Below are 22,236 nucleotides of genomic sequence, written 5' to 3'. Positions count from 1 at the left end.
ATGCTGAAAGGAAAAACCGTTCACATTATAAGCGGATTTTCTACGGTTGAGCCATTTGCGCTTCTGTCAAGGCTGTTATCTAATGTGGTCATACATAATTAATCCGTAAGTAGCGGATAAGATAGGAAATCGGCCGTGCTAGGGCTCTTCACGAAGAAAGCGAACACGCTGCTTGGGATCGACATCAGTTCGACGTCCGTCAAGCTCATCGAATTAAGCCGCTCGGGCTCCCGTTACCGGGTCGAGTCCTATGCTGTCGAGCCGCTTCCGCCGAATGCGGTTGTCGAGAAGAACATCGCCGAACTCGACGGGGTCGGTAACGCCTTGACGCGGCTGCTGGCCAAGGCCAGGACGGGGGTCAAGTCTGCCGCCGTTGCCGTTTCAGGTTCTGCCGTGATTACGAAGAGCATCGAAATGGACGGGGGGCTCAACGACGAGGAAATGGAAAATCAGCTCAAGATAGAGGCTGATCAATACATTCCTTACCCCTTGGAAGAGGTCGCCATCGACTTCGAGGTGCAGGGGCCTGCGGTGCGTTCGCCCGGAAGGGTAGAGGTCCTGCTCGCAGCCTGCCGGAAGGAAAATGTCGAGATTCGCGAAGCGGCGCTGGCGCTGGCGGGGCTTACCGCCAAGGTCGTCGACGTCGAAGCCTATGCGCTGGAACGTTCCTACGGATTGCTGGCTTCTCAGCTGGGTGCTGATCACGACGAGCTGACCGTCGCGCTGGTCGATATCGGTGCCACGATGACCACCCTGAGTGTGCTGCACAACGGGCGCACCATCTATACGCGTGAACAGCTCTTTGGCGGACGCCAGCTGACTGAAGAGATCCAGCGGCGTTATGGCCTGTCCATGGAAGAAGCTGGTCTGGCGAAAAAGCAGGGAGGCCTCCCAGACGACTACGACAGCGAAGTGTTGCAACCGTTCAAGGAAGCTGTCGTGCAGCAAGTGTCGCGCTCACTGCAATTCTTCTTTGCCGCGGGGCAGTTCCACGACGTGGATTACATTCTGCTCGCCGGGGGGACTGCTTCGCTCCCGGATCTGGATCGGCTCATCCAGCAGAAAATCGGAACCCAGACTTTAGTAGCCAACCCGTTTGCCGATATGGCTTTGAGCAACAAGGTGAACGCCGGAGCGCTGGCCAGTGACGCGCCGTCGCTGATGATCGCCTGCGGATTGGCGTTGAGGAGTTTCGACTGATGGCCCAGATAAACCTGCTGCCCTGGCGGGAACAGCTTCGTGAAGAGCGCAAGCAGCGATTCCTGGTCTCGCTTGGTGGTGTCGCGCTCGTGGCTGTCGGCATGCTGTTCCTCGCGGACCAGTACTTCACTGGCGCCATTGAGCACCAGAACGCTCGTAATGCCTTTATTCAAAAAGAAATCGCCGTGCTCGATTCGCGGATTGCCGAGATCAAGGAGCTCAAGCAACGGCGTCAGCAACTGCTCGAGCGGATGAAGATCATCCAGGACCTTCAAGGAAATCGCCCGATCATCGGTCGTGTCTTTGATCAATTGGTACGTACGTTGCCGGATGGCGTCTATTTCACCGGTCTGAAGATGACTGGCAAGAACATCGCTATTGTCGGTGCTGCTGAGTCCAACAACCGCGTTTCGAACCTGATGCGTAACCTGGACGGTTCCGATTGGTTGGAGGCGCCCAACCTTAACGAAGTGAAAGCCGTAACAGCCGGTGCAGTGGAGCAGGAAAACGTGTTCCAGCTGACCGTGCAACAGACACAGCCCGTTGTGGCGGCAGAGGGAAGCAAGCCATGAGCCTGTCGAGTTCACTGGAGAGTCTACGCAGCGTAGATCTCTCCGATTTGGATATGAACAACCTGGGTTCCTGGCCGGTTCCGGTAAAGGTCATCACTGCGGTACTGTTGATGGTCCTGGTTCTAGGGGGCGGGTACTACCTCCATCTCAGCGATCTTCAGGTCAATCTCGATCAGCGGAAAGCCGAAGAGGCGCGGCTGAAGCAATCATTCGCGACCAAGGCTTTCGAAGCGGCCAACCTGGACGCCTACAAGACCCAGATGGTCGAGATGGAGGCTTCGTTCGGAGCGCTGTTGCGGCAGCTGCCGAGCGACACAGAGGTTCCTGGCCTGCTGGAAGACATCACCCGCACGGGACTTGGCAGCGGTCTGGAATTCGAAGAAATCAAGCTGCAGCCTGAAGTTGTGCAGCAGTTTTATATCGAACTTCCGATACAGATTAAAGTTGTCGGCAGCTACCACGACTTGGCCACCTTCGTAAGTGGCGTTTCAAGCCTGCCTCGGATCGTGACTCTGCACGACTTTGAGATCAAGCCGGATAGCAAAGAGTCGTCATCAAAGTTGCGCATGGACATCCTTGCCAAGACCTATCGTTATAACGACAAGGGGCTTCAGAAATGAATGGAGTTCGTTCCATTGCGCTGGGCGTGGCGCTGGCTCTGCTTGGTGGGTGCATGGGCAACGATTTTTCGGATTTGCAAGCCTATATGGATGAGGTGCGTGCAAAACCAAAAGGTGTGATTGAGCCGCTCCCGGCTTTTCTACCCTACGAGGCGTTCACGTACAGCGCGGCATCGTTGCGTCATCCATTCCAGCCGCCGATGAAGATTGACCTGGCCCAGCAACAGAAGGGGTCCCAGGATATTCGGCCGGACGAGACGCGGATCAAGCAGTTCTTGGAAGAGTTCAACATCGAGACTTTCACCATGGTCGGTACGCTGGTCAATGGTGGGGGTACATACGCCTTGATAAAAGGCGGCGACGGGGTTCACCGAGTCAAGGTCGGTGACTATCTGGGGCGCAACCACGGACGGATCATCGAGATCGGCGAGGCCGAGGTGGATGTGGTCGAAATCGTTCCTGACGGAGATGGTGGGTGGCTCGAGCGCCCGCGTAGCCTGACCTTGAAAGAGCGGTCCTGAGTTCGGGGCAAAACATGGAAAACCTACAGCGATCTGTACAACGGAAGCCTTTTATGAATACCACTCTGTCCCGACTCGGCTTGTCACTGCTGGCAGCGTTCATATCGCCTGCCTTGCTGGCCGCCAATCTGAATGCGCTGGACGTCGCGTCGCTGCCGGGCGACCGGGTTGAGCTGAAGCTCGCATTTGACGAACCGGTAGCCACTCCGCGCGGCTATACCCTGGATCAACCGGCACGCATCGCATTGGATCTGCCTGGCGTGTCGAGCAAGCTCGGTAGCAAGAACCGCGAGCTGGGCGTTGGCAATGCGAGAAGCGTGACCGTAGTCGAGGCGCAGGGTCGTACGCGACTGATCGTCAACCTGACCTCTTTGGTGCCCTATTCCACCCGCGTAGATGGCAACAATCTGTTTGTCGTGCTCGGTGAAGCAGGGGCGTCTACCTCCGCCGTTTCGCCGGCACCTGTCGCAGCCAGCCAGCCGGCGGCTCCGGTTGCCTATGCGCCGGTTGAGAAGTCGATCAACAATGTGGATTTCCGTCGTGGCGACGACGGCGCGGGTAACGTGGTCATCACGCTGTCGGACCCGTCCGTGAGCCCCAGCATCGAAGAGCGGGGCGGCAAGATTCGTGTCTCGTTTCCGAAGACGCAATTGCCTGAAGCGCTGCGGGTTCGCCTCGATGTTCAGGACTTCGCCACGCCAGTCAAGTTCGTGGATTCGAGCAGCAGCGGTGATGGCGCCAGCATTGCGATCGAGCCAACGGGCCGCTACGACTACCTTGCGTACCAAACGGACGACAAGCTCACTATCAGCGTCAAACCGCTCAGCGAAGCCGATGCCGAGAAGCGCAAGGCCGAGCGCTTCGCCTATTCCGGTGAGAAGCTTTCTCTGAACTTCCAGGATATTGATGTTCGTTCCGTGCTTCAGCTGATCGCGGACTTTACCGACTTGAACCTGGTCGCCAGTGACACGGTCCAGGGCAACATTACGCTGCGTCTGCAAAACGTACCCTGGGATCAAGCCTTGGATCTGGTGCTCAAGACCAAGGGGCTGGACAAGCGCCAAGTCGGCAATGTGCTGCTGGTCGCGCCGGCTGATGAGATTGCGGCGCGTGAGCGTCAGGAGCTCGAGTCTCAGCGCCAGATCGCCGAACTGGCCCCGTTGCGCCGGGAAGTGGTTCAGGTCAACTATGCCAAGGCGGCCGACATCGCTCAGCTGTTCCAGTCTGTGACTGACAAGGAAGGCGTGACGGAGGATCGGGGGTCTATTGCGGTCGACGATCGTACCAACAACATCATCGCGTACCAGACCCAGGAGCGTCTCGATGAGCTGCGCCGAATCGTGGCTCAGCTAGATATTCCGGTGCGTCAGGTCATGATCGAGGCGCGTATCGTCGAGGCAAATGTCGATTACGACAAGGCGCTGGGTGTTCGTTGGGGGGGGACTCAGCTGTTCGCCAATGGTCGAGGTGCCGTTTACGGCAGTGACGATCTAGGCGACGAAGGCGGAGAGTCTGGCGAAGACAGCAACGGCAACTATCCGTTTGTCGATCTCGGCGTTGCCAACCGCACTGCCGGTATTGGCATCGGCTACATCACCGACAATCTCATTCTGGATCTGGAATTGTCTGCGATGGAGAAGTCGGGTAACGGCGAGGTTGTATCTCAGCCCAAAGTGATGACGGCGGACAAGGAAACCGCCAAGATCTTGAAAGGTTCCGAGATTCCTTACCAGGAAGCGAGCTCTAGTGGCGCGACTTCGACTACGTTCGTGGAGGCTGCGCTGTCGCTAGAAGTGACTCCGCAAATTACTCCTGACAACCGGATCATCATGGAAGTGAAGGTCAACAAGGATGAGCCAGACTTCGCCAATGCGGTGAATGGCACGCCTTCGATCAACAAGAATGAGGTCAACGCCAAGATCCTTGTGAATGATGGCGAGACGGTGGTTATCGGTGGTGTCTTCTCGAATACGCAGAGCAAGTCCGTCGACAAGGTTCCTTTCCTCGGTGACGTACCGTACGTTGGTAGGCTTTTCCGTCGAGATGTCGTATCCGACTCGAAATCGGAGCTGCTGATTTTCCTGACTCCGCGTATCCTAAACGCCCAGACAATCGCAGTGAATCGCTAGTATTGCATTCAAATATCATCCTCGTAGGTCCGATGGGCGCTGGAAAGAGCACCATCGGACGCCTGCTTGCCAAGGAACTCCGCCTGCCGTTTCGTGATTCTGACAAGGAGATCGAGCAGCGCACGGGTGCCAGTATCCCTTTGATCTTCGACGTAGAGGGCGAGCAAGGCTTTCGCGAGCGTGAGCATGCGGCGATTGCTGATATCTGTCGCATGCAAGGGGTGGTGCTGGCAACGGGTGGTGGCGCAGTACTTCGTCCTGATAATCGTGCTGTGTTGCGTGGCGGTGGTCGTGTCATTTATCTGTGCACGTCAGTGGAGCAACAATTGGCGCGCACGGCACGTGATCGTAACCGGCCGCTGCTTCAAACCGCCAATCCCCGTGAGGTCTTGCTGGGCCTCATGGCTGTCAGGGATCCGCTTTACAGAGAGATAGCTGACCTGGTCGTCGAGACCGATGAGCGGCCCCCGAGGCTCGTCGTCGGCGAAATTCTCGAGCAGCTCGAGCACATCGTGCCTCGTGAAAGCCAGGGGCGTTCTGCGCTATCCTAGAGCCTTTCACCTCTGGGGCCTCCATGCATACTCTTCATGTCGATCTCGGCGAGCGTAGCTACCCGATCTATATTGGCGAGCAGCTCATTGATCGAGGTGAGTTGCTGTCTCGCCACATCCGCGGCAAGCAGGTCGCCATCATCACCAACGACACGGTCGCTCCGCTTTACCTGGAGCGACTCAAACGGAGCCTGAATGGATTCGCCATCGCCTCCGTGGTGTTGCCGGACGGCGAAGCGCACAAGAACTGGCAGACGCTGCAGCTGATCTTCGACGGGCTTCTTCAGGCGCGACATGACCGCAAGACCACGCTTATAGCCCTGGGCGGCGGCGTGATCGGCGACATGGCCGGCTTCGCTGCTGCCTGCTATCAGCGTGGCGTCGAGTTCATCCAGATTCCCACGACCCTCTTGTCACAAGTGGATTCTTCCGTGGGAGGGAAGACCGGTATCAATCACCCGCTTGGCAAGAACATGGTCGGTGCGTTCTACCAGCCGCAGGCCGTGCTGATCGATACCGCCACGCTCAAGACGTTGCCGCCCCGCGAGCTTTCCGCGGGCCTCGCCGAAGTCATCAAGTACGGGTTGATTTGCGACGAGCCATTCCTGGGCTGGCTCGAAGATCACGTCGAAGAGCTGCGTGAGCTCGATTCGGCCGCGCTCAAGGAAGCGATCGGGCGCTCTTGCGCGGCAAAAGCCAGGGTCGTAGGTGCTGATGAGCGTGAGACGGGCGTGCGGGCCACGCTGAACCTTGGGCATACCTTCGGTCATGCCATCGAGACCCATCAGGGTTACGGCGCCTGGTTGCATGGTGAGGCGGTTTCGGCGGGAACCGTGATGGCGCTGGAAATGTCGCAGCGGCTGGGGTGGATCACCGCTGCTGATCGCGACCGGGCCATTCGGCTGTTACAACGCGCCGGGCTTCCGGTGGTCCCGCCGTCTGACATGAGTGCGGATGACTTCATGCACCACATGGCGGTGGACAAGAAGGTGCTTGATGGCCAATTGCGCCTGGTGCTGCTGAGGAGGCTGGGAGAGGCGGTGGTAACCAGTGATTTTTCCAGTGACGCGTTGGAATCCACGCTGCGCGCCGATTACGGCGCGATGGCGCAACAGCTTGCCTAAGAGATATTGATGACCACTTTGTCCGCTGACGATTCATACCTGAACCATTATGGCTTCAGCCATGACCCCTTCGCCGCTCGCGTGCCGGGCTTCAAGTTCTTTCCGGCGCAGCGCAAACCTGTGCTCGGGCAGTTGCATCACCTGGCGCGCTACAGTCAGTTGCTGCTGGTGGTGACCGGGCCCGAGGGGAGCGGCAAAACGCTGGTGCGTCAGGCGCTGGTCGCTAGCAGCAACAAGCAGTCCGTTCAGAGCGTAGTAATCACGCCTCAGGACACTTTCGACTCCAATCATGTCCTTCAGCAGGTGGCGCAGGCGCTTGGAAGCCCTCGAGCGGACTTCGAGGCAATCATGGCGCAGGTCATTCAGATGGGGTTGACCGGACAGGAAGTCTATCTGCTGGTGGACGATGCCGAGCGTCTCACGGGAGCAGCGGTGGAGACACTGCTGCGGCTTGCCGTTGGCAGTCCGGAAGGCAGGCCTCACGTCTTTCTGTTCGGCCAGCAGTCGCTGGTTGGTCGGCTGGAGGCACTGGTCGAGGGTGAAGAGCGCTTCCATGTCATCGCGCTTCAGCCGTATGAGCTGGAGGAGACGCGTGAGTATCTGGCGATGCGTCTGGAGGGGGCGGGCAGCGGGCTGGACTGCCTGAGCGAGGAACAGATCGCGCGGATCCATGACGTTTCCGGCGGCTGGCCTGGCAGTATCAATGAAGCGGCGCGGGACGAGTTGCTTGATGCCATGGAGCATTCCAAGGCCAAACGCTCGTCAGGATTGCGCCTGCCTCTGCCGATGAAACATGTGTTGGCCGTGCTTGCTGTGCTGGCAGTTGTGGCGGTCGCCTTTCTCATGCGTGGCGGCGATCCCGTCGAGCCGGCGCCGTCCGTGACTTCGCTGCCGCTTGGTGCGAACCCAGCGGTCGAATCGGATGTGCAATCGGCTCAAGCCGAAGCGCCTGTGCCTGCAAGCGAGGAGCCCATCGTACGCGAGCCGCTTGCGGCGTCCGGAGCGCCGGAGCTCGAAGGCGACGGCGAGGAAGCAGGCGATGAGCCCGCGGCGGCACCGTCGATTCCCGAACCTGCCCCTCAAGTCAATGAGCCCGCGCCTGCGGTCGTCGAAGAAACTCCAGCGCCGCGCGCCTCGACACCCGAACCTGTTTCACCCGCTGAGCCAAAGGCCCCGCAGCGCTCGGAACCGGTGCGTCAGGATGTCGCGGAGCCTGCTCCGGCCGATAGCGGCTGGTACGCCAGCCAACCGGCAGGGCATTATCTCGTTCAGGTGCTTGGGACCCGCGACGAGAACAACGCCAAAGGGCTGGTTCGGCAGCATGGCGACGGCTATCGGTATTTTGTCAAGCAGCATGAAGGCAAACCGCTCTACGTCGTGACTTACGGCAGCTTCAGCAGTCGCAACGCGGCGGTCCAGGCGATCCAGTCACTGCCGGCTTCGTTGAAAGCGGGTAAGCCTTGGGCCAGAACCGTCGGAAGCGTCCAGAAAGAAATCAGCAGCAACCGCTGATCGGGACGGGATCAGGTGCGCGCGCGCCGTGATGGCGCGCGCAAAAATGATTTGTGCCGCTCTCATTCGCTTTGTAAACTGCTCCCCCTTTTGCCCGCGTGAAAGACAGGGCTTTGCTCCGTCTATCCGGTAAGAGGTTGATTTATATCGTAATTAGCTGTTGGAGCGCCTATGAGAGCAGGTCTGTTTCGTCCTGAAGAGTTCAAGGATAACTGCGGCTTCGGTCTGATCGCCCACATGCAGGGCGAGGCAAGCCATCACCTGCTTCAGACTGCCATCCAGTCCCTGACCTGCATGACCCATCGCGGCGGCATCAACGCCGACGGCAAAACGGGCGATGGCTGCGGGCTTCTCATGCAAAAGCCGGACGCCTTTCTGCGGGCCATGGCCAGGCAGCATTTCAACACCGAGCTGCCCGACCTCTATGCCGTGGGCATGGTGTTCCTCAGCCAGGACCCGGTCAAAGCCGCCGCGGCGCGAGACCGCATCAACGAGCAGGTCGCCGCGCAAGGTCTGACCCTGGTGGGCTGGCGTGAAGTTCCGGTCGATACCAGCGTGCTGGGTCGCCTGGCCCTGGAACGTCTGCCGCGTATCGAGCAGGTATTCGTCTGCGCCGAAGGCATCTCCGAGCGCGACTTCGGTATCAAGCTCTTCTTCGCCCGTCGTCGTGCCGAAGTGGCCCTCGCTGGCGACAAGGAATTCTACGTCTGCAGCTTCTCCGACAAGGACATCATCTATAAGGGCCTGATGATGCCGGCGGACCTGGCGCAGTTCTATCCGGACCTCGGCGACGAGCGGCTGGCCACCGCCATCTGCGTATTTCACCAGCGCTTCTCCACCAACACCATGCCGCAATGGCCGCTGGCCCAGCCGTTCCGCTTTCTGGCGCACAACGGTGAAATCAACACCATTACCGGCAACCGCAACTGGGCACAGGCACGTCGCCTGAAGTTCGCCAACGAACTGCTCCCCGACCTGGAAAGCCTCGATCCACTGGTCAACCGTACCGGTTCGGACTCCTCGAGCATGGACAACATGCTCGAGCTGTTGGTCACGGGCGGCATGGATTTGTTCCGTGGCCTGCGCATGATCATTCCGCCGGCCTGGCAGAACGTCGAGACCATGGATCCGGATCTCCGCGCCTTTTACGAATTCAACTCCATGCACATGGAGCCGTGGGACGGTCCCGCCGGTGTCGTACTGACCGACGGCCGTCACGCCATCTGTCTGCTCGACCGCAACGGCCTGCGTCCGGCGCGCTGGGTGACGACCACCAACGGCTACATCACCCTGGCATCCGAAGTGGGCGTGTGGGACTACAAGGCCGAGGACGTCGTCGCAAAGGGTCGTGTCGGTCCGGGCCAGATTCTTGCCGTGGACACCCAGACCGGCCAGGTTCTGCATACAGAGGACATCGATAACCGCCTCAAGTCCCAGCACCCCTACAAGAAGTGGCTGCGGCAGCATGCGTTGCGTATCCAGGCGACGCTGGAAGACAATGACCACGGCTCGGCGTTCTATGAACCCGACCAGCTCAAGCAATACATGAAGATGTTCCAGGTCACGTTCGAGGAACGCGACCAGGTGTTGCGACCACTGGGCGAGCAGGGTCAGGAAGCGGTGGGCTCCATGGGCGACGACACGCCCATGGCGGTGCTGTCGCGTCGTGTGCGTTCGCCCTACGACTATTTCCGCCAGCAATTCGCTCAGGTCACCAACCCGCCGATCGACCCGCTACGCGAATCGATCGTCATGTCGTTGGAAACCTGCCTGGGTGCCGAGCGCAACGTCTTCGAGGAAACCGCCGACCACGCCAACCGCGCGATTCTGACCAGCCCGGTCATCTCGCCGGCCAAGTGGCGCACCATTCAGACGCTTGATCGTCCGGGCTTCGAGCGGCAATTCATCGACCTGAACTACGACGAGTCCATCGGCCTCGAGGCGGCGGTGCGCAATATCGCCGACCAGGCCGAAGAGGCGGTGCGTGGCGGCAAGGTCATGCTGATTCTCAGCGACCGCAACATCATGCCAGGCAAGCTGCCCGTCCATGCCTCGCTGGCCGTCGGCGCGGTTCACCACCGCTTGATCGAGACCGGCCTGCGTTGCGACTGCAACATCCTGGTCGAAACCGCCACCGCGCGCGACCCGCACCATTTCGCCGTGCTGATCGGCTTCGGCGCCACTGCGGTCTATCCGTTCCTGGCATTCGAGGTACTGGGCGACCTGATCCGCACCGGTGAAGTGCTGGGCGATCTTTACGAGGTGTTCAAGCACTACCGCAAGGGCATCTCCAAAGGGTTGCTGAAGATCATCTCGAAGATGGGCATCTCCACCATCACCTCCTACCGCGGCGCGCAGCTGTTCGAAGCTGTGGGCCTGGCGGACGAGGTGGTCGATATGAGCTTCCGGGGCGTGGCCAGCCGCATCAAGGGGGCTCGCTTCGTCGACCTGGAAGCCGAGCAAAAGGCGCTGGCGGCCGAAGCCTGGAACAACCGCAAGGCGATCCAGCAGGGTGGCCTCCTGAAGTTTGTCTATGGCGGCGAATACCATGCCTACAACCCAGACGTCGTGGCGGCACTGCAGCTGGCGGTGCAGCAGGGCGACTATAGCCGCTTCAAGGAATACACCGCGCTGGTCGACCAGCGCCCCGCGTCGATGCTGCGTGACCTGCTCAAGCTGAAGGTGTCGGAGAAGCCGCTGGCTCTCGAAGAGGTCGAGCCGCTCGAGCAGATCCTCAAGCGATTCGACTCGGCCGGTATCTCCCTGGGCGCGCTGTCGCCCGAAGCGCACGAGGCCATTGCGGCAGCGATGAATCGTATCGGTGCGCGGTCGAACTCCGGGGAAGGTGGCGAGGATCCATCGCGCTATCGCACCGAGCGCAGCTCGAAGATCAAGCAGGTCGCGACCGGCCGTTTCGGTGTCACGCCGGAATACCTGGTCAATGCCGAGGTCCTTCAGATCAAGGTTGCGCAAGGCGCCAAGCCCGGCGAAGGTGGCCAGCTGCCAGGCGGCAAGGTCAATGGCCTGATCGCCAAGCTGCGTTACGCGGTGCCTGGCGTCACCCTGATCTCGCCGCCGCCGCACCATGACATCTACTCGATCGAAGACCTTGCGCAGCTGATCTTCGACCTCAAGCAGGTGAACCCAAGTGCACTGGTTTCGGTCAAGCTCGTGGCCGAACCCGGGGTAGGCACCATCGCGGCTGGCGTGGCCAAGGCATACGCCGACCTCATCACCATCTCCGGCTACGACGGCGGCACCGGCGCATCGCCGCTGACCTCGATCCGCTACGCCGGCTCGCCCTGGGAACTGGGACTGGCCGAGACGCACCAGACCCTGCGCGGCAACGATCTGCGCGGCAAGGTGCGGGTGCAAACCGACGGCGGCCTGAAAACCGGCCTCGATGTGATCAAGGCGGCAATTCTCGGAGCCGAGAGTTTTGGTTTCGGGACCGCGCCAATGATTGCGCTGGGCTGCAAGTACCTGCGTATCTGCCATCTGAACAACTGCGCCACGGGCGTCGCGACGCAGAACGATCAGCTGCGTAAGGACCATTTCATCGGGACGGTCGACATGGTGGTGAATTTCTTCACCTTCGTGGCCGAGGAAACCCGCGAGTGGCTGGCCAAGCTCGGCGTGCGCAGCCTGCAGGAGCTGATCGGCCGTACCGACCTGCTCGAAGTGCTGCCCGGCGAGACCGACAAGCAGAACCATCTGGACCTGACGCCGCTGCTCGGCAGCGACCACGTGCCGGCTGACAAGCCGCAGTTCTGCGAAGTCGACAAGAACCCACCGTTCGACCAGGGTCTGCTGGCTGAAGAAATGGTCAAGCTGGCGCGTGAAGCTATCGAGGCCAAGCGTGGCGGCGAGTTCGAGCTGGACATCTGCAACTGCGATCGCTCGATCGGCGCCCGCGTGTCCGGTGAGATCGCGCGCGTGCATGGCAACCAGGGCATGAAGGACGCGCCGATCACTTTCCGCTTCAAGGGTACGGCAGGCCAGAGCTTCGGCGTCTGGAATGCCGGCGGCCTGAATCTTTATCTGGAAGGCGACGCCAACGACTATGTCGGCAAGGGCATGACCGGTGGCAAGCTGGTCATCACGCAGCCCAAGGTCAGCGGTTTCAAGTCCAACGAGTCGGCGATCATCGGCAACACCTGTCTGTACGGCGCCACAGGCGGCAAGCTGCTCGCCGCCGGTACCGCCGGTGAGCGTTTCGCGGTGCGCAACTCCGGCGCGCATGCGGTGGTGGAAGGCACGGGCGACCATTGCTGCGAGTACATGACCGGCGGTTTCGTCTGCGTACTGGGTCGGACCGGTGTTAACTTCGGTTCCGGCATGACCGGCGGTTTCGCCTATGTGCTGGACATCGACAACAGTTTCGTCGACCGGGTGAACAACGAGCTGGTGAACCTGCAGCGCATCACCGGCGAGGCGATGGAAGCTCATCGCAGCCACCTGCAGGACGTCCTGCGCGAATACGTTGCCGAGACCGGTAGCGAATGGGGTGCCGAATTGCTGGAGAACCTGGACGACTATCTGCGCCGCTTCTGGCTGGTCAAGCCGAAGGCCGCGAACCTGGCGTCGCTGTTGTCCAGCACCCGTGCGAACCCCCAATAAGAAGCAGATTCAAGCGGCTAACCCCGGATGCCTGTCCGGGGCCCGCCCCGCTCCCGTGATTGTCACGCAGCCCGCAGCGAGCGCTAGTGGCTGCTGCTAAGAGGTTTTGAAATGACTGAACGTCTGAACAACGACTTCCAGTTCATCGAGGTCGGGCGCAAGGATCCGAAGAAGAAACTGCTGCGTCAGCGCAAGAAGGAGTTCGTCGAAATATACGAGCCCTTCAAGCCACAGCAGGCCTGCGAGCAGGCCCATCGTTGCCTTGGATGCGGCAACCCCTACTGCGAATGGAAGTGCCCGGTTCACAACTACATCCCCAACTGGCTGAAGCTGGTCTCGGAGGGCAACATCCTCGCCGCGGCGGAGCTGGCGCACCAGACCAATACGCTGCCTGAAGTCTGCGGTCGCGTCTGCCCGCAGGACCGCCTGTGCGAGGGCGCCTGCACGCTGAACGATGGCTTCGGTGCCGTCACCATCGGCTCGGTGGAGAAGTACATCGCTGACACCGCCTTCGCCATGGGGTGGCGGCCAGACATGTCCAAGGTCAAACCGACCGGCAAGAAGGTTGCCATCATCGGCGCAGGCCCGGCCGGGCTTGGCTGCGCCGACATTCTGGTGCGCAGCGGCGTGACCCCGGTGGTCTTCGACAAGAATCCCGAGATCGGTGGCCTGCTGACCTTCGGTATCCCCGAGTTCAAACTCGAGAAGAGTGTGCTCAGCCGGCGCCGCGAGATCTTCACCGGCATGGGCATCGAGTTCCGCCTGAACACCGAGGTGGGCAAGGATGTGACCATCGACCAACTGCTCGCCGACTATGACGCGATCTTCATGGGCATGGGCACCTACACCTATATGAAGGGCGGCTTCCCGGGCGAGGACCTGCCGGGCGTTTACGATGCGCTGGATTTCCTCATCGCCAACGTCAACCGCAACCTCGGTTTCGAGAAGTCGGCCGAAGATTTCGTCGACATGAAAGGCAAGAAGGTCGTGGTGCTCGGTGGTGGCGACACCGCGATGGACTGCAACCGTACCTCCATCCGCCAGGGCGCCAAGAGCGTCACCTGTGCCTACCGTCGCGACGCGGCGAACATGCCGGGTTCACGCCGTGAGGTGAAGAATGCCAAGGAAGAGGGCGTCAAGTTCCTCTTCAACCGCCAGCCCATCGCCATCGTCGGCGAAGGCAAGGTCGAGGGCGTCAAGGTGGTCGAAACCCGCCTGGGCGAACCCGATGCCCGCGGTCGCCGCAGCCCCGAGCCGATCCCGGGCTCCGAGGAAGTGTTGCCGGCTGACGCCGTGGTGATCGCCTTCGGGTTCCGCCCGAGCCCGGCTGGCTGGTTCGAGGGCCAAGGCATCAAGATCGACAACCAGGGGCGAGTCGTGGCGCCTGAGATGGGCGAGTTCAAGCACCAGACCAGCAATCCGAAGATCTTTGCCGGTGGCGACATGGTGCGTGGCTCGGACCTGGTAGTCACGGCGATCTTCGAGGGTCGTCAGGCCGCCGAGGGCATCCTCGACTACCTGGGCGTCTGATGACCAGGCCGTCGGTGTGGCCCTAGAGGCTGCAGCGATCAGGCCTGATCTGAATCAAGCCCATAGACAAAAGGCACGGCGCCCGCCGTGCCTTTTGTTATCCGCTTTGCGACAATGCCGCCACTTTTCAGCTGGAACCCCGACATGACCGCCCTGAAGAACGATCGCTTCCTCCGCGCCCTGCTCAAGCAACCTGTCGATGTGACACCGGTGTGGATGATGCGCCAGGCCGGCCGCTACCTGCCCGAATACCGCGCCAGCCGGGCCAAGGCTGGCGACTTCATGAGCCTGTGCATGAACCCCGAACTGGCCTGTGAAGTCACGCTGCAACCCCTGGACCGCTACCCGCTCGACGCCGCCATCCTGTTTTCCGACATCCTCACCGTGCCGGACGCCATGGGGCTCGGCCTTTACTTCGAGACCGGCGAAGGCCCGCGCTTCAAGAAGGTCGTCAGCAACATGGCCGACATCGAGGCCTTGCCGATTCCCGATCCGGAGCAGGACCTGGGTTATGTGATGGACGCCGTGCGCACCATCCGCCGTGAACTCAACGGGCGCGTGCCGCTGATCGGCTTTTCCGGCAGCCCCTGGACCTTGGCGACCTACATGGTCGAGGGGGGCTCGTCCAAGGACTTCCGCAAGTCGAAAGCGATGCTCTATGAAAATCCTGAGGCGATGCATGCCCTGCTGGACAAGCTCGCTCAGTCGGTGACGCGCTACCTCAACGGGCAGATCCAGGCCGGCGCCCAGGCGGTGCAGATTTTCGACTCATGGGGCGGCAGCCTTTCGGCCGCGGCCTACCAGGAATTCTCGCTGGCCTACATGCAGAAAATCGTCGACGGGCTGGTCCGGGAGCATGACGGCCGCCGCGTGCCGGTGATTCTCTTCACCAAGGGCGGGGGGCTGTGGCTCGAGTCGATGGCCGAGACCGGGGCCGAAGCGCTGGGACTGGACTGGACCTGTGATATTGGCAACGCGCGGGCGCGCGTCGGCAACAAGGTTGCGCTACAGGGCAACATGGATCCCAGTGTGCTCTTTGCCAAGCCAGACGCCATACGCGCCGAGGTCGGGCGCATTCTCGCGGCCTATGGACAGGGCCCGGGGCACGTCTTCAACCTCGGCCATGGCATCACTCCCGAAGTCGATCCGGCGCACGCCGGTGCGTTCATCGAGTCCGTTCACGAGCTGTCGGTGCGCTACCACGGTTGAGCTGTTGAAAAAAGAGCCGCTTCGAGCGGCTCTTTTCATTCACGGCTGCTGGTAGTGGCCTGGAGTGGTCCCCGGCTCGTGTTCATGGACGAGCTTGGTCACCCGGATGTCGGTGATGCCAATGACTTCCGCCTGCTCCAGCACCTTGCCTTCGTCGGCGTCCGCCTCAGGCATAACCAGGCTGTTCTCCGCATCCCCGTTGTGAAGTTCGATGAGCTGCCGGGCAGCACTCGCCTGTGACATGCGCTCATCATCCGACTCGATGATCTGGACCCGCGGGTCGTTGTTGAAGATGTAGTTGACTTCGAACTTGTGCGATGACTTTCCGAACATGGCAGATCCTCGACTGGTTGCAGACTCTGCCTAGTTGACTGAGGAGTCAGGTCGTTCGTTCCCGCCGAGGTCAGCCCGAAGGCAGCCGCCGATTGAAAGCGGCTGCCTAACGCCATGATCATTTGATGGTTGCGAGCTGCCCTCTCAGTGCTACGCCCGCCATCAAGGTACCTGCACGGCATTCGTAGCGTGCTGGATCGCTGTTGACGCTGCGTTTGTGGTAGCTGACCAGATCAACTACCGCGTTTGCACCCGCCTGCTTAGCGGTGTTTTGCAATGAAGCCAGCACGGACTGCAACGCCCAGATGCAAGCTTCTTCGTCGCTCTTGTTTGAGGCGTTGGTTTTGCGGTTGCTCGTGACGCTTCTGATCTTGTGAACTTCGCCTGTCAAGGGCGTACCGGCAAGGTGGAAGGTGACGCTGCCATCGAGCAGGCCGCTGTCGAGCCCGCGCTGAACACCTTCTGCAAAGTCAAGATAGGTCACGTCGCCGTTGCCGCTGGTTTGCTCGACGATACCGAGATGATCGACCGACTCGATCATCGGATCGACATCCAGCTCTTTGAGAATGTTGTCGCGCAGTCGGTTGACCCAGCGGTTGTAATTGCGATGGATCTTGCCGTTCTTTTCATTCAAGCCCCAGCTGCTGCGAAGATTGATCTGGAATGACGTGCTGTCATACGGAATGTCCACTTCGGCGTGGTGGCGGCCCCTGACCGTAATGGCTGCCTTGACCATGCCAGGTTGCAACGACTGGATCTTCCACTGACGATCGTTCAATGCGGTGACGATGGCACGTTGCATTTGCCGATCACTCAGCTGCATCTGTGATGAAAAGCGTTCCTCTGCGTTGTAGATAGGCTTGCTTGTGCAGCCGCTGATGAAAATAAACAGAAGCGATGCAAGCAAAGCGCGGTACAGCTGGGTCATTCCCTTAACTCCTTTGGTTGGTTCAAGCCCAGCGGCGGAAAATCAACGATGTGTTGACGCCACCGAAGGCAAAGTTGTTGTTCATCACGTATTCGTGCTGCATGGCTCGTGGCGCGCCGATGAGGTAGTCCAGTTCGCCGCAGCGCGGGTCGATGGTGTCCAGGTTCAGCGTGTGGATGTAGCGATCGCTGTTCATCATCTCGATGCTGAACCAGGATTCGAGCGCGCCGCAGGCGCCGAGCGTGTGGCCGAGAAAACTCTTCTGCGAGCTGATCGGCATGCGGCTACCGAACAGCGACTGGGTCGCCAGGGTCTCGGCGATGTCACCCTGCTCGGTAGCGGTGCCATGTCCATTGACGTAGCCGATGGCGTCCGCGGCCAGTCCGGCGTCCTCCAGTGCCAGCTCCATGGCGCGGCGCATGGTCAGCTGCTCGGGCTTGGTGGCGTGCTGGCCGTCAGCGTTACTGCCGAAGCCGACCAGCTCGGCATGGATGGTGGCACCTCGGGCCAGGGCGTGTTCCAGCTCCTCGAGCACCAGCATGCCGGCGCCTTCGCCGATCACCAGGCCATCGCGCGCGCTGTCGTAGGGCCGCGGCGAAGTGTGCGGCGCATCGTTCTTCAGGCTGGTCGCATAGAGCGCGTCGAAGACCATCGCCTCGGTGGCGCAGAGCTCCTCGGCACCGCCGGCGAGCATCATCGGCAGGCGACCGAACTTGATCGCCTCGTAGGCGTAGCCGACGCCCTGACTGCCACTGGTGCAGGCGCTGGACGTGGGAATCACCCGGCCGGTCAGGCCGAAGAAGATGCTGATATTGGCCGCTGTGGTGTGCGGCATCATGCGGATATAGGAGTTGGCGTTGAGGCCGTCGGCGACCGAGTTGAGCAGCATGTTGCCGAATGCCTTGATTTCCTCGGTGCTGCCGGTGGACGAGCCGCAGGCGACCCCCATGCGGCCGTCACGAATCGAGGCATCTTCGAGCAGTCCGGCGTGCGCCAGCGCCTGCTCGGCGGCCCGCACCGACAGCCGCGACACCCGTCCCATGCTGCGCAGCTGCTTGCGCGTCCAGTGCCTGGGCACGGTGAAGTCATCCACCGGACCGGCCAGGCGGGTATTGAGCTCGGTGTAGCGGTCCCACTCGTGCATCCGCCGGATGCCACTGCGGTTACTACTGAAGTTGGCTTGAATGCTGGCCCAGTCGCTGCCCAGCGAAGTGATGCCGGCCATGCCGGTGACAACCACGCGCTTCATCAGCACAGCCCGCCGTTGACGGCCAAAACCTGGCGGGTGATATAGCCCGCTTCAGCCGACATCAGGAAATTGACCGCACCAGCGACTTCTTCGGGTGTGCCCATGCGCTGCGCCGGAATCATCTTGAGCATCTCTTCGAGGGGCAGGTTCTCGTCGAGCATGTCGGTGTCGATGAGCCCGGGGGCGACGCAGTTAACCGTGATACGGCGCTTGCCGAGTTCGATCGCGAGGGCCTTGGCCGCGCCGATCACGCCGGCTTTCGAGGCGCTGTAGTTGACCTGGCCGCGGTTGCCGATCAGCCCGGAAACCGACGTGATACAGACGATGCGCCCGGGCTGGCGGCGGCGGATCATCGGCATGGTCAGCGGGTGCAGCACATTGTAGAAACCGTCCAGGTTGGTGCGCATTACCAGGTCCCAATCGTCATCGCCGAGTGCCGGGAAGGCGCCGTCGCGGGTCAGTCCGGCATTGCAGACGACGCCATAGTAGGCGCCATGCGCTTCGACGTCCGCTTCCAGGGCCTCGCGGCACGCCTGGCGGTCGGCCACGTCGAACTGCAGTACCCGTGCCGTGCGGCCGAGCGATTCGATCTGCGTCTGGACCGCTTCGGCCTCGTCGCGGCGCGCGCGGCAATGCAGGACGATGTCATGGCCACTGCGGGCGAGGCGCAGGGCGATGGCCCGGCCGATGCCACGGCTGGAACCGGTGACGAGGATGGTTTCACTCATGGGGCAGACTCTTGCAGGTAGCTCGCCACTTCGGGAGGGCGATAAACGTTGAGACGCGCCTCGGCATGCAAACCGAGGCCGTCGAGATGGCATTCGAAGACGCCCATGCCGTTGTCGTCCTGCAGCGATCGCTCTACGCGAACCTGCAGGTCGCATCCGGCCGGGAAACGGTCGACGTCACACTGGTAGTTGCGGGTCCCGAGCAGGAAGCCGAGCTCCACTGGCAGGCCGACCAGGCGCGCCTGGCAGCCCGCGAAGGCGGCAACGGCCTGGGCCATGATCTCGACCCCGACCCAGGCCGGCAGACTGCCGTCTTCGAGGTTGAACAGGCCGCCCGGCTTGACGCGCAACCGCGCCTCAAGGCTCTCCGCATCAAAGCGCGCGATGGCATCGAGCAGGATCATGTCGCCCGCATGGGGGACCAGACTCGCAATTGGCCAATCGATCATGGCGCTTCTCCCAGAATCAGACTGACGTTGTTGCCGCCGAAGGCGAAAGAGTTGCTCATCATGCGCGACGGCCCACTGGACGGGAGCGGCGTACCGGCTGCTGCGAGACGCAGGGTGGGCAGGGCGGGGTCCGGCCGGCCGTCCCAGAGGTGCGGGGGGACCAGGCGCGTCGGGTTGTGCGCCGACAGTGCCAGCCAGCAAAACGCGGCCTCCAGGGCGCCGGCGGCTCCCAAGGTGTGGCCGGTCAGCGGTTTGCTGGAGGAGCAGGCCACGCCGTCCGGAAAGAGGGCCGCGACCGCATGGCTTTCCATGGCGTCGTTGTGCGGCGTTGCAGTGCCATGGAGGTTCAGGTACTGGATATGCTCGGCACGGGTCGCCGCGTTTTCGAGCGCCCTCCGCATCGCTTCGATGGCACCGCGGCCCTGCGGGTCGGGTGCGGATATGTGGTGCGCGTCGGAGCTGGCACCGGCGCCCAGCAGCGCGATGGGGCCCGGTTCGCGCGTCATCAGGAACAGGGCGGCTGCTTCGCCGATGTTGATGCCGTCACGGTTGATCGAGAAGGGGTTGCAGATCGTCTCGCTGGTGGCCTCGAGCGCGCTGAAACCCTGCAGCGTCAGGTCGCAGAGGCTGTCGACGCCACCGCAAAGCACGGCGTCGCAGACGCCCGCCTCGAGCAATCGGCGGGCACTGAGCAGGGCGCGGGCACCCGAAGTGCACGCGGTGGAAATGGCATAGCTGGGGCCGGCGAGCTGCAGGCGATCGCTGAGAAAGCTGGCGGGCGCCGTCAGCGCCTGATGATCGTAATGGTAGTCAGCGGGTAGCCTGCCTTGCCGCACCATGCGCGCAAGCCCTTCGGTCGCCTCTTGGATGCCGCTGGTGCTGGTACCCATGACGACACCAATCCGGGCGGGACCAAAGCGGGCGATGGCCGCCTGGATGTCCGCTTCGATTTCCTCGGCCGCGGCTCGTAGCAGCTGGTTGTTGCGTGTACGGTCGTGAAGCGCCTCCTGGGCCATGTCCGGAAGGTCGGCGGTCACGGCCCCGACCGGCAGGTCGCGGCCCGCAACCGGCTTGGCGTACAGCCGCATGCCCGCCTGGTCACCAGCCAGCAGGCCCCTGGCGACCGCCGCTTTGCCGCGGCCGAGGGCGCAAACCACACCGAGGGAGTGCAGGTAGGCGGTCATGGCGCGGAAGCTCCGGTGGTGTCGAGGGGGGCGACACCATAGGTGAGCGACGGCCCGACGTCGAGATGGATCTGGCCATCCTGGGCGTAGTGGACCTGCCAGGCCGACGAGCTGTCGATTCGCAGGGTGCGGTGGCCGGGGGCGCTATTCCAGTCTCGGCCGGCGTACAACTGCGCGAGTTGCGCATCCGGTGTGAGGGCGAACAGCAGCGCCGCGAAGAACTCCCGGGCGTGGGGATCGGGTGGTAGCAGGCCGTCGGCGCGCCACTGGCCGTCGCGCAGCATCTGGCGGGCCTGTGGCACACCCAGCGGGTCCAGCCACGACCAGCGCCAGCCGTCGCCCTCCTGCTGCACGACCAGTATCGAGTCGCGAACCTCTGCGCCGTCGTGCTGCTGGACATGAAATTGCAGCGGTAGCGTCAGATCGGGCAAGGGCTCTGGCAGCACCGGCTGGCGAGCGCAGGCGACCAGCAGCAGGGCGGTCAGCCAGAGCAGCAGGTAGCGGCCACTCACGTGAGACGGCTCATGCCGGGGCGCCATTGGCGCACAGCTCGGCGAGCACCCGGAGGCGGCGTTTGGGTTCGGCGACATAGGGGTTCTTCGCGTCCCAGGCGTAGCCGGCGAGGATCGAGCTGATCATCCGGCGGATCTCCGGTTGCGCGTGCGGATAGTAGATGACGTCCTGGAAGCTGCCATCGTACCAACCCTCCACGTAGGTCCGGAAGGTGTCGACACCGCGCTTGAGCGGGATCGCGAATTCGGTTTCCCAGTCCGCCGTTTCGCCCGAAAGCTGCCGATGGAGCACCGCGGCAGCCATGCTCGAGGAGCGCATCGCGATGGTGACCCCGGAAGAGAAGACCGGGTCGAGGAATTCGGCGGCGTTGCCCAGCAGGGCGAAGCCCGGCCCGTGCAAGGCCTTCACGTTGGCCGAGTATCCGCCGATCAGGCGCGCCGGGGTGTCCCAGACCGCATTGGCGAGAATGCGCCGGAGGTTCGGCGCTTCGCTGACGAACGCCCGCAGGCAAGCGTCGAGGTCGTCCGGGCGGCCCTGATAGCGCTCGGCGCTTGCCACCACTCCCAGCGAGCAGCGCCCGTTGCTGAAGGGAATGGTCCAGTACCAGACGTCACGCCATTCGGGGTGTGTGGTGATGAGAATCTTCTCGCGGTCAAAGTCAGGATCGGCGATCCGGTCCTCGATGTGCGTGAACACCGCGCGCCGGACCGGAAATCCCGACGGCGCTTCCAGGTCGAGCAGGCGCGGCAGAACGCGCCCGTAGCCGCTGGCGTCGAGCACAAAGTCAGCCTCTATGGCGTAGTCGCTGCCGTCGGAGCGACGTGCCTGCAAGCGTGGGCTCGCCTGGCTGAAGTCGGCCGCAATGATCTCTTCTTCATAACGGATTTCGACGCCCTGCAGCGCAGCCTGGTCGGCGAGGAGCTTGTCGAAGTCGGCACGCTGCACCTGATAGGTGCTGCCGAAGCCCTCGGTGAACTTGTCGCGGAAATCGAATTCGGTGTACCGCTCAGCGCAGGCGAACGCAGCGCCATGCTTGATCTGGAATCCGGCGGCCTGAACCGCATCGAGCATGCCGGCTTCGTCGATGAAATCCAAGCAATGCGATAGCAGGCTTTCGCCGATCGAGAACCGTGGGAATCGCTGCCGCTCCAGAATCAGCACATCGTGGCCCTTGCGCTTGAGCAGGGCGGCGGCGATGGCCCCCGAGGGGCCCGCTCCGATTATGACGACGCTACGTTGTTCGAATGCCTTGGTCATTTCTCGA

Annotated in this window: 19 protein-coding genes; 11 read left to right on the top strand and 8 right to left on the bottom strand. The window is 61.9% G+C overall.

What is annotated here, in order from left to right:
• Window positions 1-135 precede the first annotated feature (135 nt).
• The 11 genes from MST27_RS14960 (at window position 136) to hemE (ending at window position 15,588) form a co-directional block, all read left to right on the top strand.
• Window positions 136-1,200, top strand: a complete 1,065-nt coding sequence (locus MST27_RS14960; protein WP_243606741.1) for a type IV pilus assembly protein PilM — start codon at window positions 136-138, stop codon at window positions 1,198-1,200.
• Window positions 1,200-1,772 carry a type 4a pilus biogenesis protein PilN gene (gene pilN / locus MST27_RS14955; protein ID WP_243606740.1) on the top strand — a complete coding sequence of 191 codons (573 nt, stop codon included), beginning with the start codon at window positions 1,200-1,202 and terminating at the stop codon, window positions 1,770-1,772. Before MST27_RS14960 ends, pilN begins: the two co-directional genes overlap by 1 nt.
• Window positions 1,769-2,392, top strand: a complete 624-nt coding sequence (gene pilO / locus MST27_RS14950; RefSeq protein ID WP_243606739.1) for a type 4a pilus biogenesis protein PilO — start codon at window positions 1,769-1,771, stop codon at window positions 2,390-2,392. Before pilN ends, pilO begins: the two co-directional genes overlap by 4 nt.
• Window positions 2,389-2,913, top strand: coding sequence for a type 4a pilus biogenesis lipoprotein PilP (pilP, locus tag MST27_RS14945; protein WP_243606738.1), 525 nt, complete (start codon window positions 2,389-2,391; stop codon window positions 2,911-2,913). The genes pilO and pilP overlap by 4 nt, the downstream gene beginning before the upstream one ends.
• 53 nt (window positions 2,914-2,966) lie before the next feature.
• A complete protein-coding gene (locus MST27_RS14940; protein WP_243606737.1) occupies window positions 2,967-5,042 on the top strand; it encodes a type IV pilus secretin PilQ in 2,076 nt (691 codons plus the stop codon).
• 2 nt (window positions 5,043-5,044) lie between these two features.
• A complete protein-coding gene (gene aroK / locus MST27_RS14935) occupies window positions 5,045-5,593 on the top strand; it encodes a shikimate kinase AroK (RefSeq protein ID WP_275973245.1) in 549 nt (182 codons plus the stop codon).
• A 23-nt stretch (window positions 5,594-5,616) separates the two neighbouring features.
• Complete coding sequence (gene aroB / locus MST27_RS14930) at window positions 5,617-6,717, top strand: 3-dehydroquinate synthase (protein WP_243606735.1); 1,101 nt, start codon at window positions 5,617-5,619, stop codon at window positions 6,715-6,717.
• Window positions 6,718-6,726: 9 nt separating this feature from the next.
• Window positions 6,727-8,229 carry an SPOR domain-containing protein gene (locus MST27_RS14925; RefSeq protein ID WP_243606734.1) on the top strand — a complete coding sequence of 501 codons (1,503 nt, stop codon included), beginning with the start codon at window positions 6,727-6,729 and terminating at the stop codon, window positions 8,227-8,229.
• Between the two features lie 171 nt (window positions 8,230-8,400).
• A complete protein-coding gene (gene gltB, locus MST27_RS14920) occupies window positions 8,401-12,849 on the top strand; it encodes a glutamate synthase large subunit (protein WP_243606733.1) in 4,449 nt (1,482 codons plus the stop codon).
• Between the two features lie 111 nt (window positions 12,850-12,960).
• Window positions 12,961-14,379 (top strand): FAD-dependent oxidoreductase, encoded by a 1,419-nt coding sequence (locus MST27_RS14915; RefSeq protein ID WP_243606732.1) that lies wholly within the window; start codon window positions 12,961-12,963, stop codon window positions 14,377-14,379.
• Window positions 14,380-14,523: 144 nt separating this feature from the next.
• On the top strand, window positions 14,524-15,588 hold the full coding sequence (gene hemE, locus MST27_RS14910; protein WP_243606731.1) for a uroporphyrinogen decarboxylase: 1,065 nt from the start codon (window positions 14,524-14,526) through the stop codon (window positions 15,586-15,588).
• A 39-nt stretch (window positions 15,589-15,627) separates the two neighbouring features.
• On the opposite strand, the gene MST27_RS14905 is transcribed toward hemE, so the two are convergent.
• From MST27_RS14905 to MST27_RS14870, 8 genes are all read right to left on the bottom strand, one after another.
• Window positions 15,628-15,921 carry a hypothetical protein gene (locus MST27_RS14905; RefSeq protein ID WP_243606730.1) on the bottom strand — a complete coding sequence of 98 codons (294 nt, stop codon included), beginning with the start codon at window positions 15,919-15,921 and terminating at the stop codon, window positions 15,628-15,630.
• Window positions 15,922-16,039: 118 nt separating this feature from the next.
• Complete coding sequence (locus MST27_RS14900; RefSeq protein WP_243606729.1) at window positions 16,040-16,849, bottom strand: hypothetical protein; 810 nt, start codon at window positions 16,847-16,849, stop codon at window positions 16,040-16,042.
• A gap of 22 nt (window positions 16,850-16,871) precedes the next feature.
• Window positions 16,872-18,098, bottom strand: coding sequence for a beta-ketoacyl-ACP synthase (locus tag MST27_RS14895; protein WP_243606728.1), 1,227 nt, complete (start codon window positions 18,096-18,098; stop codon window positions 16,872-16,874).
• Window positions 18,098-18,826, bottom strand: a complete 729-nt coding sequence (gene fabG, locus MST27_RS14890) for a 3-oxoacyl-ACP reductase FabG (protein WP_243606727.1) — start codon at window positions 18,824-18,826, stop codon at window positions 18,098-18,100. Before fabG ends, MST27_RS14895 begins: the two co-directional genes overlap by 1 nt.
• Window positions 18,823-19,275, bottom strand: a complete 453-nt coding sequence (locus tag MST27_RS14885; RefSeq protein WP_243606726.1) for a hotdog family protein — start codon at window positions 19,273-19,275, stop codon at window positions 18,823-18,825. Before MST27_RS14885 ends, fabG begins: the two co-directional genes overlap by 4 nt.
• A complete protein-coding gene (locus MST27_RS14880) occupies window positions 19,272-20,459 on the bottom strand; it encodes a beta-ketoacyl-[acyl-carrier-protein] synthase family protein (RefSeq protein WP_243606725.1) in 1,188 nt (395 codons plus the stop codon). The genes MST27_RS14885 and MST27_RS14880 overlap by 4 nt, the downstream gene beginning before the upstream one ends.
• Window positions 20,456-20,971 (bottom strand): hypothetical protein, encoded by a 516-nt coding sequence (locus MST27_RS14875; protein ID WP_243606724.1) that lies wholly within the window; start codon window positions 20,969-20,971, stop codon window positions 20,456-20,458. Before MST27_RS14875 ends, MST27_RS14880 begins: the two co-directional genes overlap by 4 nt.
• 10 nt (window positions 20,972-20,981) lie before the next feature.
• A complete protein-coding gene (locus tag MST27_RS14870; RefSeq protein WP_243606723.1) occupies window positions 20,982-22,229 on the bottom strand; it encodes an NAD(P)/FAD-dependent oxidoreductase in 1,248 nt (415 codons plus the stop codon).
• Between the last annotated feature and the right edge of the window lie 7 nt (window positions 22,230-22,236).

Origin of the sequence: Stutzerimonas marianensis (assembly GCF_022810315.1) — a bacterium.
In the GTDB taxonomy this organism is placed as follows: Bacteria; Pseudomonadota; Gammaproteobacteria; order Pseudomonadales; family Pseudomonadaceae; genus Stutzerimonas; species Stutzerimonas marianensis.
The sequence above is the reverse complement of the archived record's forward strand: the minus strand, read 5'-3'. Positions and strand labels throughout refer to the sequence as shown.